The organism is Alteromonas sp. KUL17 (genome assembly GCF_006538305.1).
Taxonomy (GTDB): Bacteria; Pseudomonadota; Gammaproteobacteria; order Enterobacterales; family Alteromonadaceae; genus Alteromonas; species Alteromonas macleodii.
Genome location: NZ_BJKJ01000003.1, coordinates 207578 through 219903 on the forward strand (window position 1 = coordinate 207578; position 12326 = coordinate 219903).

The 12326-nt window shown below is 43.8% G+C and carries 11 protein-coding genes; 5 read left to right on the plus strand and 6 right to left on the minus strand.

Annotated features, from left to right (window positions below):
- Window positions 1–2 precede the first annotated feature (2 nt).
- On the plus strand, window positions 3–1529 hold the full coding sequence (locus KUL49_RS04215) for a DUF3413 domain-containing protein (protein ID WP_131136401.1): 1527 nt from the start codon (window positions 3–5) through the stop codon (window positions 1527–1529).
- Between the two features lie 536 nt (window positions 1530–2065).
- Here the strand turns inward: KUL49_RS04215 and KUL49_RS04220 are convergent.
- The 3 genes from KUL49_RS04220 to KUL49_RS04230 form a co-directional block, all read right to left on the minus strand.
- Window positions 2066–2914 carry a putative RNA methyltransferase gene (locus KUL49_RS04220; RefSeq protein ID WP_131136402.1) on the minus strand — a complete coding sequence of 283 codons (849 nt, stop codon included), beginning with the start codon at window positions 2912–2914 and terminating at the stop codon, window positions 2066–2068.
- A gap of 136 nt (window positions 2915–3050) precedes the next feature.
- Window positions 3051–4181, minus strand: a complete 1131-nt coding sequence (locus KUL49_RS04225; protein WP_131136403.1) for an enoyl-CoA hydratase/isomerase family protein — start codon at window positions 4179–4181, stop codon at window positions 3051–3053.
- Between the two features lie 59 nt (window positions 4182–4240).
- On the minus strand, window positions 4241–5395 hold the full coding sequence (locus KUL49_RS04230; RefSeq protein ID WP_039227752.1) for an acyl-CoA dehydrogenase family protein: 1155 nt from the start codon (window positions 5393–5395) through the stop codon (window positions 4241–4243).
- 257 nt (window positions 5396–5652) lie between these two features.
- On the opposite strand from KUL49_RS04230, the gene KUL49_RS04235 reads away from it, so the two are divergent.
- Window positions 5653–7236 (plus strand): response regulator, encoded by a 1584-nt coding sequence (locus tag KUL49_RS04235; protein ID WP_080986384.1) that lies wholly within the window; start codon window positions 5653–5655, stop codon window positions 7234–7236.
- A 145-nt stretch (window positions 7237–7381) separates the two neighbouring features.
- On the opposite strand, the gene KUL49_RS04240 is transcribed toward KUL49_RS04235, so the two are convergent.
- Window positions 7382–8257: an NAD(P)-dependent oxidoreductase gene (locus KUL49_RS04240; protein ID WP_131136404.1), complete on the minus strand. Its 876-nt coding sequence runs from the start codon at window positions 8255–8257 to the stop codon at window positions 7382–7384.
- Window positions 8258–8345: 88 nt separating this feature from the next.
- Between KUL49_RS04240 and KUL49_RS04245 the strand changes: the two genes are divergently transcribed.
- Window positions 8346–8831, plus strand: coding sequence for a glutathione peroxidase (locus KUL49_RS04245; protein WP_131136405.1), 486 nt, complete (start codon window positions 8346–8348; stop codon window positions 8829–8831).
- A gap of 174 nt (window positions 8832–9005) precedes the next feature.
- The gene (locus KUL49_RS04250) at window positions 9006–10046 is read left to right on the plus strand and encodes a 2-hydroxyacid dehydrogenase (protein WP_131136406.1); all 1041 of its coding nucleotides are present in this window, start codon (window positions 9006–9008) and stop codon (window positions 10044–10046) included.
- 94 nt (window positions 10047–10140) lie between these two features.
- Here KUL49_RS04250 and KUL49_RS04255 read toward each other — a convergent pair whose 3' ends face one another.
- Both KUL49_RS04255 and KUL49_RS04260 read right to left on the minus strand, forming a co-directional pair.
- Entirely contained in the window at window positions 10141–10887 is a 747-nt protein-coding gene (locus tag KUL49_RS04255; protein WP_039232909.1) for a methyltransferase, read from the minus strand.
- A gap of 15 nt (window positions 10888–10902) precedes the next feature.
- Complete coding sequence (locus KUL49_RS04260) at window positions 10903–11664, minus strand: Nif3-like dinuclear metal center hexameric protein (protein ID WP_131136407.1); 762 nt, start codon at window positions 11662–11664, stop codon at window positions 10903–10905.
- A 230-nt stretch (window positions 11665–11894) separates the two neighbouring features.
- Here KUL49_RS04260 and KUL49_RS04265 point away from each other — a divergent pair, with 230 nt between their 5' ends.
- Window positions 11895–12242: a hypothetical protein gene (locus tag KUL49_RS04265; RefSeq protein ID WP_131136408.1), complete on the plus strand. Its 348-nt coding sequence runs from the start codon at window positions 11895–11897 to the stop codon at window positions 12240–12242.
- The last annotated feature ends 84 nt before the right edge of the window (window positions 12243–12326 follow it).

The window sequence follows — 12326 nt, forward strand, 5'->3', positions numbered from 1 at the left end:
GCATGATACTTGCCGAATCACCTCGTCGCCAGCGTGTTACTAAACTGGTAAATTGGGGGCATTGGTTTGCCTTGGCGAACATTATCATCGCCATAGTTATTGCCTCGATTTTTGTTTTCTCATCACCTATGCCTGGCACAGGTGTCGGCACCTTGTATCTTCTAGCCAACTGGTTCGGTCATATTGGTTTTATGACCTTTTTTGGCTTTGTTATTTTTATCCTCCCTCTTTGCTATTTGGTTAACAACCCCAGAGTCATAAAGGTCAGCGCGTCTATTATTGCAGCTGTGGGGCTAGCGCTCTTGGCTTTCGATGCGTTGCTATTTAATCGCACAGGCTTCCATATTAGCTTTCACGCAGCTGACTTACTGCGCAGTGAAGCTCAGTCAACAATGGCGATAGAAAGCTGGCAACAGTGGGCATTTTTATTTCTTCTATTTATCGTTTGGCTTGGCTTCCAGCTGGTCTTAGCCAATGCAATCTGGAAGCGTGTTGAACGCTTCACTCGCCATAAAGTGGGCATCCCTGTTACTACATTTTTTGTCAGCTGTTTTGTTACCAGTCACGCTATACACGTGTGGGCTGATGCCAAGTTGTATCAACCTATCATCAAGCAGGACAACATGTTTCCGCTTTCTTATCCTGCGACTGCTAAAACGACGATGTCGCGTTATGGCTTGCTTGACTTAGCCGCTTATGAAGAACGAAAACAACTTCAGTTCAACCCTGATATTCACAATATCATTTACCCAGCCGAGCCGGTTTATTGTTCTATTGAAACAAATAGAAACTTAACCGTGGTTGTCCAGACTGATAACGAACAGGCGGTGGACTTAAGTAACATTAAGCGCAACACCTTAAACAAAGTAGCCAATTACTATTCGACGGCCAGCAGCATAGAAGGCTTAATGACTACTACGCTATTTGGTGTTCCCGAAATATACCAAGACGCTTTATCTCAAAAGCGTCCGGTGTTATTAGCACTTCCATTGGGGTCTGGCATGCCGGTCTCTATTCACAGCGATGAAGCGTTGCCGTTGCCTCAATTAGCGGGATATTTGCAACCACTGAGCAACAATCATGATGGTTTGCATATTGCGTTTTTGAAGAGTGCTGATATCGAAAGCTATGTGAAAAACACGTTAGCGCGTAAACACGATGTGATTGTTGCAACTGGCTTTGGTAGCGAAAGTGGCAAAGGCACGCTGTACAGTACCCTTAAACTGAATGCTAGCATAGCCAGCACGGAAGATTTAGCGCCTACCATTTTAGGAGCATTGGGATGTAACGCCCCTGCTACGTTTTATTCTACTGGCCAAAGCTTACTTTCTCCTTCAAGACCATGGCTAGTTAGCACCTCTGGTGAACGCATTGTTGTGTTCCATGACAATAAGCGTACTGACGTACTTAGTAACGGCAGCTATGAAATAAGCGACATGGCGACCGGCAAGCGCAGTAAAGAAGCGCTAAATGTCGATTTATTAAGTCAGGCTATTAAACACCTATCACGATTCTCAACACAGAATTAAAATTCTGGCGGCAGACTAAGGAAAGTCTGCCGTTAAGCGCTTCGGTGTTATGTACAACCACCCAATATGAGTTACGCATAACCACCCATCTAATTGTTTTGCATAAATAATCTAGAAAACCAGCACTTAACGAAACACCGGCCCAAACGGGTTCTCGCAACACACTGTGTTAAGGACGCAAACTAATAAAGACTATAGTTTTAGGCCATCTAGCTAGAGGTGTGGATGTCTACCCACCATTGAATCCGATGGGTAATCCACTATATACCAATCCGCAAAGATAATTGCCCACTCAGAAGGCGCTGGCAAGTTTCCTAGCGAAGCGTGGGAATGCAGGAATGGCTGTTTCCTTTCAAATTCCCAGAATGAAGCTATGAAGCTTGCCAGACATTCCCGAAGGGCGAGTTTAAAATGTCCGTACACTTTGTTGTGTTACCTCGATGTAGAACCACTATACCTGCGGTAACACGCCGCGATTACTAACATTTTTAACTCTCGCTGAGTGGGTAATGATCTATGCGGACTGGTATTAAATATTACTGTGGTGTTTTTTGCCATAGCTGAATATGGAAGTCTGCGGTTACGCTTTTCAACGTTTCAACAATCTCATCGATTTTGCCGTTTGGCAGTTTCCAGTAAAACGGCGTCATTTTGATAAGTGCCAGCGCATGTTCTTCGCTTTCGAAATGGATAGGAAAGGAAAAACACTCATTGTAAACCCGTGTAAGCCCATCTCGTTCTTGGTTGTCGATTTCATGCTGTCTTGGATTGTCGTACACCTGCTGTTTAAGCTCAAACAGGTGTTCAGGCGCTGGGTCGACCGTCACTAAAAGGCCATTGTTTTTAAGAGCCCTCACATATTCTTCATTACTCCCAGGTGCGAAAACCTGAATCATCACGTCTTGCGAGTTACCGCTTAGGGGTAAATCGAAACTGCTAGCAACAACGAACTGTGCTTGTTTGTACGCTTTAGATGCCAGCTCTACTGCGATTTTGGCGATATCGCTACCTGCTCCTTCAACCTTTAAGCCACTCGCTGAAAGTCCTTGTACCATCGCATCCAAGTAACTCCCCTCACCACAACCCGCGTCATAAACCTTTATGGCATTCTTTGATGCTTCTTCATTGGCTGCCGTTTCATTTAGTACCTTTTTCACCAGCGTCACTAATTTATCTTTCAACGGCTTATAGGCATTTAATTGGTGGAACTCCCTTCTGGCTCTCACCATTGCTTTGTCGTCACCCGGAAGTTTCGATTTTTTAAATTGAACGGGCAAAAGGTTAACGTAACCAGACTTCGCTTTATCGAAGGTATGGTTGTTTTCGCAGCGAATAGGCGTTGTATGTAATGAGATAGGGAGTTTACAAAGTGGGCAGTGCCACATGACAGGTTCTTTTTACTGAGAATTTGCCGTAAAGGATATCAAACCCGACACCTTTACGGCAATAAGCGTAACAACATCACACGCCGAGTTAACACTAATACCGGGCGCTTTCGTACTTATTTGGAGAACTTTTACACTACAGCTTTGCCAATGGATGTTGCTCTTCAGCCCATGGAGAAGTGAAGAAATGTGTTATTGCGCTTTGCGGCACTTCATCTACTGTTTTGTATTTCCACTGTGGTGACATGTCTTTATCAATCAAAAGCGCTCTTACACCCTCTTGGAACTCACCACTTTCTCCACATCGACAGGACATATCAGCTTCCATTCTAAAACAGTCAGCCAACGTCATATTCGCACCTTTCTTACATTGCTCGAACACCAAATGCATAGTGATAGGAGAACCTTTGGCTAGAGTGATTTGCGCTCTTTGTAACCACTTATTCTCACTCATGTCTGCGTTAAGAATGGCATGAACTACGTCGGTAACATTGTCAGCCGAACACAAGTCATTAATAAGTGCCATATTCGGCTCAACGTTGCCATTGGGAAGTTCTTCAGGCGTTTTCATTGTGTCGATAATGTGCGAAACACTAGAAGCCAAACTTTCGCTGTCGGTCTTTGCCCACGTGTATTCTACAAGGGTATTAAGCAAAGTGTCTTTTTCGGTACTCGCCAGCAAACTGTCTGCAAGCCCTACAAAGCAAGCATCGGAGCCATTCATTTGGCCGCCTGTTAGACCTAAGAAGAGACCTGCTTTACCTGGTAAGCGAGGTAGAAAATAGCTTCCGCCTACGTCCGGGTACAAACCTATCGTAATTTCCGGCATAGCAAGACGAGAGGTTTCGGTTACTATTCGATGGCTTGCACCGCATAGAAGCCCCATGCCACCGCCCATAACAATACCACTGCCCCATACAACAATAGGCTTACTGTAATTGTGAATAGTATAATCTAGCGTGTACTCAGTTTCGAAAAATGTTTCTAAGAAAGCTGGAATTTGCCCATTAGCTTCCACCATCGATTTGTACATAGACACTATGTCACCACCGGCGCAAAATGCCTTCTCGCCAGCAGCATCGATCACAACAGCTACGATATCGTTGCGAGACTGCCATCGCTGAAGCGCGTCAAGCATGATGCTAGCCATTTCCAAATCCAATGCATTTAATGCCTTTGGCTTGTTAAGCGTTAAACGACCTATTGTGTAGTCGTTGCTAGACGTCTTGATTTCATCAACAATGACTACCGATTCCACATCTGTCATTTTCACTCCTTCCCATAGTCCATTAAATCGTGCCTGAATTAGTTCGTTAGCGAAGTGTACTACAGTACACTTCTCTCATCTGACAGCAAACGTCTACCAATGATAACGCGCATAATTTCATTGGTGCCCTCCAATATTTGATGTACGCGAACATCTCTGAAGTGACGCTCCAACGGATATTCTTTGATATAACCGTACCCGCCGTGTAGCTGGAGGGCATCGTTACATACATTGAAGCCTACGTCGGTAGCAAACCTTTTCGCCATAGCGCAATAGGTGGTTTTGTCTGGGTCGTTATTGTCCAGCTTACAAGCCGCCATACGTACCATTTGTCTCGCTGCAACAAGTTCAGTAGCCATATCAGCTAATTTAAACTGTAATGCCTGGAAACCTGCAATAGGTTTGCCAAACTGCTCACGTTCATTCATGTAGTCACGCGCAACGTTTAGCGCCTGCTGTGCAGTTCCTACCGAGCAAGTTGCAATATTAATTCGGCCGCCATCAAGCCCTTGCATGGCCATTTTAAAGCCTTGTCCTTCCTCGCCAAGTAACCAACTAGCATCTAATTTCACGTTATCGAACGTGATCATACGAGTGGGCTGTGCATTCCACCCCATTTTTTCTTCGGCTTTACCGTACTCAATCCCGTCGGCATTAGCCGGTACCGCGAATGCAGATACACCCTTAGGACCATCTTCCCCTGTACGCGCCATTACAACAAGAACATCCGTACTGCCAGCACCAGAGATAAACACCTTAGACCCGTTAAGGACATACCCACCGTCAGCTTTCGTCGCCTTTGTTTTTAGCGACGCTGCATCAGAACCAGCGCCAGGCTCGGTTAGGCAATATGATGCCAGCTTGTCACCGGTTACCAGTTGGTCACACCACATATCTTTAACTTCACTGGTGCCCCAAGTGGCAATCATCCACGTTGCCATGTTATGTATGGTTAACATAGCTGTAGTCGTGGTACATCCCATTGAAAGCTGCTCGAAGATTATGGAGGAATCGAGCCTGGATAAACCCAGCCCACCTGCACTCTCAGGCGCATACAATCCACAGAAGCCTAATTCACCCGCTTTCTTTATTGCTTCTACTGGGAAGTGATGTTCTCTATCCCACATAGCGGCGTTAGGTGCTAGCTCTTGCTGAGCGAATTGACGGGCGGTGTCTTCAAAGGCTAACTGGTCATCGGTTAATTCAAAATTCATTAGGCATACCCTCAATTGATTTGCTTTTGAACTACAATAACCAATACTTACCCTTACGTAAACGTAAAGGTAAATTTTATTTAAAAACATTGAGGGTTAACGTAAATATTTTGTGACGAGAAATGCTGTTTCTTTATAGACTCCAGCACGAAGCAGAAAAAAGTTATCCTTTTTAATAATGCACTTTTATCTCGCCGCTGATAAGCTAGGTTGATGTAAGTAAACCTTGTTTGGTCGCCGTGGAATTCAGAATAGCTATAGTAGAAGACAATGCTACTGCTCGGACTGCGCTTCGAGGACATTTAATGTCAATTGCTAACTTATCGGTAAGTAGCTTTGCATCTGGTGTAGAACTGAAAGCGGCACTTAAAAAGCAAAACTTTGAACTCCTGTTAATGGACTATCACCTAGGTCAAGGCAAAACAGGCGTGGAATGGATCCAGAGTTTAAGAGAGGCAGGCTTTATAAGACCTAGCACAGGCATTATTTTCTTAACGTCTGATCGCTCACCGCAAATTATTGGCCGTATAATGGATTTACAGCCTGACGTTTTGCTTATTAAGCCATACACCATTGCTTCACTAACCCGCCAAATTAACCATTACTTAAGTTATCGAGACTTTGTTAAAAACGTATTGCACGCGCTGGATAACAAACAACTTGACCGAGCAATTAGTGTCGTTAGAGCTAAGATCACCGAAGGCATTCCTCCTCGGCTTGTTGCTGAAATTAGAAAGCTTTATGCGCGTCTTCTTTTCGAGAATGGTGATTTGCAACGAGCGTTGAGTATTTATGACGACGTGTTAACCCGCTCTGACAAAGTTCTTTGGGCACAATGGGGAAAAGTAAAGTGCCAGTACGCTTCGGGTCAATGGCCACATTGTAAAAGCCATTTGAGCCAAATGGTTAACTCTAGCTTGGCTCGCGACAAGGCATTTGAATGGCTTGCATCCATATCATTTGAACAAGACTCCTACGATCAAGTAGAAAAATACTTAAATGAAATTAAGTTTAGTGAATTAAGCCTACCAGCTGCAAAGTTAAAAACCATTGCCTATCAAAAGCAGGACAAGGTTGTAGAAGCCATCGATCTCTTACAGAAGAAACGGGCTATGCATCGCAGTGCAAAAGACAGGTTCAATGACTTTACGTTTGAACTCGCTGAGTTCTATTTGTTTCTTGCAGAAGAGTCGCCTGAAACCAATAGAAAAGAAAGCTTGTCTCAGGCTAGAAAATTAGTAGGCATTGCCGGAAGAAGTCAGGGCGACCCGCAGACTTTACAAAAAAGAGACTACCTTTTGGCTTTCTCGGCTGTGCTGGACGGCGACTTAGAAAAAGCAGCACATTTGCTTGAAAGCGACTACGTCGACAACTACCTTCGCACTGAGCCGTCTATCCTCGTTATTGCCGCAAAAGTACATCACGGTCTTGGAGATGAACGCAAAGCTGGTGAGTTACTCTTGATGGCTAAGCGTAAAAACGCGGAGTTACAAGCTATTTCAGAACAGGTTATGAATGACGAGCTGATTTTTTCGGGTGGAGAAAGGTTAGGTTTAAATCACGAACAGGCCATTTCTATAAACGAGGCCGGCACACAACTCTTTATCGAAGGATTATTCAACAAGGCAATGAGGCATTTTTATGATGCTTTCCAACTCTCCCCCGATACCGCAGCGTTTGGCTTAAACCTTCTTCAGTGCATGATTGAGTCAGACACAGGTGTTTACCGAAAATTTAACGTCAGACAGCTACTCGACAAGATAATGTTACTCCCCTTGAATGACGTTAACAAGGCCCGTTTGGAACAGCTTACCCTATCTGCTCAAGAACAGGCGCTGTAATGTTTATTTAGCAAATTACTAAAGCTACATCCATAACCTGCGTTATGGATAAACACGCACCGCTTCCAGAACGTCACTGTTTTTCGCTGTTTAGTACATTTTATTGTAAACCAGCGGGCCTTTTATTCTTGTTAGTCTGTTAGCGTTATTTTAGTCGGGTAAGCAAACTCGATGTATCCCAACGGCCGCCACCAAGCTTTTGAACATCTGCATAATATTGATCAACAAGTGCCGTAAGCGCCAAAGTCGAGCCGTTCTTACGCGCTTCATCCAATGCAATGCTTAAGTCTTTACGCATCCAATCAACAGCAAAACCAAAATCAAAGCTGTTATTTAGCATAGTGCTGGCTCTGTTTTCCATCTGCCACGACTGAGCTGCGCCTTTGCTAATAACATCGACAACCGCATTACAATCAAGCCCAGCACGCTGGCCAAAATGTAATGCTTCGGCCAAGCCTTGTACGATGCCGGCAATACAAATCTGATTCATCATTTTTGCTAGTTGACCGCTGCCACTCTTACCAAGTAGCTGACTGTGTCGTGCATAATGTGCCATTACCGGCTCAACCGTGCTGTATACGTCTTCATCGCCGCCCACCATAATGGTCAGCTGCCCGTTCTCAGCCCCAGCCTGGCCACCAGAAACCGGTGCATCCAAGAAGCCAACTTGCTTATCTTGGCAGCTTTTATATAGTTCTCTGGCAATATCTGCTGATGCAGTCGTATGATCGACCAGCACACTGCCCGTCTTCATCACTGCTAACGCCTGTGTGCCCACATCTTTTACATCATTGTCGTTACCCACACACATAAATACGATGTCAGCGCCTTCACACGCCTGCGCAACGGTATTGCTAGCACTGACTTTAGCGTCGCCAGTGTTATAGGTTGTTAGCCAATCCTGTGCCTTTTGAGAGGTACGATTATAAACAGTGACCGAATAGCCAGCTTTGCTCAAGTGCCCTGCCATAGGATAGCCCATTACACCCAAGCCCAAAAAACTCACTTTCAAATTACTCATACAAAATATACTCTAGATACTTAACAAAGATGGTTGGATTACCTAAGAGTAACAGACTTAACAACAACAAAAATATAGGAAAATAATTTTGGCGCTCTATGAACACGCTATTACGTTGAACAACGGTGATCAAACTACCCTTGAACAATACAAGGGTAAGGTATTACTTATTGTTAATACGGCAAGCAAATGTGGCTTTACTCCTCAATACGAAGGACTAGAGTCTCTCTATAAAAGGTACAACGATAAGGGCTTTGAAATTTTAGGATTTCCCTGTGATCAGTTCGGACATCAAGAGCCAGGTAGCGACGAAGATATTGCGCAATTTTGTAGCCTTAATTTTGGCGTTTCATTCCCCTTATTTAAGAAAACAAATGTAAATGGTCCAGATGCCAATCCGCTCTTTGAGGAATTGAAAAACGAAGCCCCCGGTCTTCTTGGCACAAAACGTATAAAATGGAACTTCACTAAGTTCTTAGTTAATGCTCAAGGCAAGGTGCTAAAACGTTATGCACCTACTGTAAAACCAGAAGCCATTGAGAAAGACATCGCTAAGCTTTTATCAGCGAATTAGTACGCTTTGCAGTTTAGATAGCCGCCGGCATGGCGGCAGTGAACGAGCGTTTTGAAATATACCTAATGCGTTAGTGCTCAATACATCCCGCTAGATTTATTGATCTACATCTATGTAGTTTGAATGTGAATGTGGTAATTTTTTGCCGTCTAAGTGACTCAACTGGGTACTAAAATGAATACCTCTGCACGTAAAAAAGCGCACGATAACCTCAGCGACCAACAACACAAAAACATCGCTTTTTTTAGTACTCGCTCTTATGAACACGCTCTGTTTTCTGAATTGCTGGAAACATTAAACGGTGCTAGTGAAAAAGCCATCAATGCCACATTTTTTGAACACCCACTGAACGCTTCAACCGCAGCGAGTTGCAGTGGATTCAGCGATGTTGTTGTGTTTGTAAATGACGACATTAATAGGAAAACCATTGAAGTTCTAAAACACTGTGGGGTAAAACATATTGCGCTTCGCTGCGCTGGCTTCAACAATGTTGATGTGGATGCAGCAGCAAAGGCAGGTATCACTGTAAGCCGCGTACCCGCTTATAGCCCTGAAACCGTAGCTGAACATACAATTGCGCTAATCCTTACGTTGAACCGAAAAACACATAAAGCATACAACCGAGTACGCGAAGGCAACTTCAATCTTGGAGGATTGATGGGCTTTACGCTTCACGGTAAAACCGTAGGGGTAATTGGCACAGGAAAGATTGGACAAGCGGTTATACGCATACTATTGGGATTTGGATGCCATGTGCTTTGCTTCGATCCGCATCCAAACAATGATGTAACCACAATGGGAGCCCATTATGTAACGCTCAATGAACTACTTGAAAAAAGCGTTATTGTTACCCTGCACTGCCCGCTCAACGAACAGAGTCATCATATAATCAATGCGAAGAGTATTGATAAAATGCCTCAAGGCGTCATGCTAATTAATACGTCAAGAGGCGGGCTTGTCGATGACAATGCCATCATTAAAGGGCTTAAGTCGAAAAAAATTGGATATTTAGGGCTAGATGTCTACGAAAGAGAATCCGAACTGTTTTTTAACGATCATTCGCAAGACATAATTCAGGATGATATTTTTCAGCGCTTAACTACGTTTCCGAACGTTTTAATAACGGGCCACCAAGGGTTCTTCACGCTCGAAGCCTTAGAGGAAATCGCAAAAATCACGGTCAATAATATTATGACGGGTGAGAACGCGCTCTAAGGCGCCACTACAACTATCTACGTATTAGCGCGCTCATAACCCTATGTAGTCCGTCACGTAAATATCCCAACAAACTCTTTTTTACTGGCTTTTTCTATTTCTCTTTTTCTAGAATCAGCTGAAAATATTTTCCTAACCAAAGGTAAGGCGCTTGCCTATGATACTGCCGCTCTAGCGCAAGTAAGTCATCAAATTTGCTGCTTTGATGGGTTATATCTCGCATGTAATCATGGAAACAACGAATGCCTGCTTTTTCGATAATTTTGAAACCCAATGATTCACAATGTTCAACCACGCGGGTTGCACTTAACGGCTGTTTTGGATTCAGTCTAACTTGCTTTTTAACTTTCATCCCTTTCGCGATGTAATCAAAGTTTCCGTAGATAGCATTGGCAAACAAATTCGCATCTTGGTTGAAAAAGCTTAGGCTTAAACGGGACCCTGGCTTCATGTTCTTATACATAAAATCGATAGCATCAAAGGGTGCATCCAGCCACTCTAAAACCGCATGGCAAATCACTAAATCAAAACTGTCTAAATCCTCAATCTGCTGCAAATATTGATGCCTAATTGTAATATTTGGTGCATCTGCAAGCAGTGTCTCAGCTTGTTTAAGTACATCCTTCGACGCGTCAGTTAACACAACAGAATGCCCTTTAGAAGCAATATGCGCTGTCATTACACCTGTCCCCCCGCCTATTTCAATAGCGCGAACAGGCGTGGTTAAATAAGGCTCGAGAACATCACATAATAAGGTGTGCCTGAGCTTTCCCTTAGTAGTGCCATATATATTGCTTGAGAATTTTTCTGCAATACCATCGAAAATACGATCGTTATTCATATACTACAGTCATCGCTAAGCAGGATTGCCAATATCAATAAACTCGACAGGCATGTCGAATTGCTGTCCAATGTGCTCTCCTAAGGATTTCACACCGTAGCGTTCAGTAGCATGATGACCAGCAGCAAAAAAAGTTATCCCCATTTCCCTTGCCGTGTGTACAGTTTGTTCAGACACTTCTCCGGAAATAAATGCATCGACGCCCAGTTCAACCGCTTGTTCGATGAACCCTTGTCCACCTCCCGTGCACCAAGCAAGCTTCGATATAGGTTTTGATACAGGCCCCTCAATCAGCACGTCTCTCCCTAGCAACTTCTGTAATTTAACCTGTAACGCTGACCCTTCAATTTCTTCTTCAAAATTTCCGTGCATAACAACGCCAACAGGCTTCACACCGCTCACCGCACTTATATTTTGAATGCCTAATAGCGATGCAAGTTGTCGGTTGTTGCCAAATTCAGGGTGTACATCCAGTGGAAGGTGATAAGCAAACAAATTGATATCATTTGACAGTAGCGCTTGAAGGCGGCGCTTTTTCATGCCCGCAATCACTTGTGACTCACCTTTCCAAAAATAACCATGGTGAACAATTAGCGCATCTGCCTTAGCTTCTATGGCGGCATCAACGAGTGCTTGTGACGCAGTTACACCAGTAACTATCTTCTCAATTTTACTTGCGCCCTCTACCTGTAATCCATTGGGGCAATAATCACTGATCTCGCTAACCCTTAACATTCCATCAAGATAATTTTGTAGTTCTAGGCGGGTAATAGACACAAGTCCTCCGGTTGAAAGTTAGACAAATTGTTCAAAAAACGTTATAAAAAGACGCGAACGTTTAGCATTATACCTGTAATTAGACAATTATGAGTGGTGAGTAGATCCAATTTTAGTTTTGCGACACTTGCTGGCTTGGTCAATACGCTGGGCGAGTTTTTCTCAGCGTTATAGTAATTACATACGTCGCATAGCGTTCGTCATCTTAACAAAATAAAGAGCAAAAAAGCATGGCAAACTTAGACAAAGACGAAGTGGTAGCAGCATTTACCGAAGCTTATAAAAAGGCGAACGGCAAAGCACCATCTATTGAAAGCAAAAGTGGTTGGTACAGTGTAGATGGCGGTAAGAACGTCCGTTTAGCACAGCTTCAAGAAATGACAGCGTCGTTAGCTTCTGGCTCTTCTGACGCCACGAGTGAAAGCGAAGAGAAAAAAGCGCCAAAGAAAGAGGCAAATGCCGCAGCGAAACCAGCGAAGAAAAAGGCACCTTCATCCAAAAAGTCAGGATTTTCGGTAAAAGATTTCTGGGCAGAAAAGCTCAATGCAGAGGCGCCTGGCGCAACCCTTCCTCGATAATTTTGCATAACCTGATTTAATATCTAGTTTAGCTACTGGTGTAAAAACGCAATAAATGTCGCATACCGTAAGTGTCGTTGAGGC

Bases quoted from the DNA above. Each gene is read 5' to 3' on its own strand.
- KUL49_RS04215 (WP_131136401.1), top strand. From the start codon at position 3: ATGATACTTGCCGAATCACCTCGTCGCCAGCGTGTTACTAAACTGGTA.
- KUL49_RS04220 (WP_131136402.1), bottom strand. From the start codon at position 2,914: ATGTGGCACTGCCCACTTTGTAAACTCCCTATCTCATTACATACAACG.
- KUL49_RS04225 (WP_131136403.1), bottom strand. From the start codon at position 4,181: ATGACAGATGTGGAATCGGTAGTCATTGTTGATGAAATCAAGACGTCT.
- KUL49_RS04230 (WP_039227752.1), bottom strand. From the start codon at position 5,395: ATGAATTTTGAATTAACCGATGACCAGTTAGCCTTTGAAGACACCGCC.
- KUL49_RS04240 (WP_131136404.1), bottom strand. From the start codon at position 8,257: ATGAGTAATTTGAAAGTGAGTTTTTTGGGCTTGGGTGTAATGGGCTAT.
- KUL49_RS04250 (WP_131136406.1), top strand. From the start codon at position 9,006: ATGAATACCTCTGCACGTAAAAAAGCGCACGATAACCTCAGCGACCAA.
- KUL49_RS04255 (WP_039232909.1), bottom strand. From the start codon at position 10,887: ATGAATAACGATCGTATTTTCGATGGTATTGCAGAAAAATTCTCAAGC.
- KUL49_RS04265 (WP_131136408.1), top strand. From the start codon at position 11,895: ATGGCAAACTTAGACAAAGACGAAGTGGTAGCAGCATTTACCGAAGCT.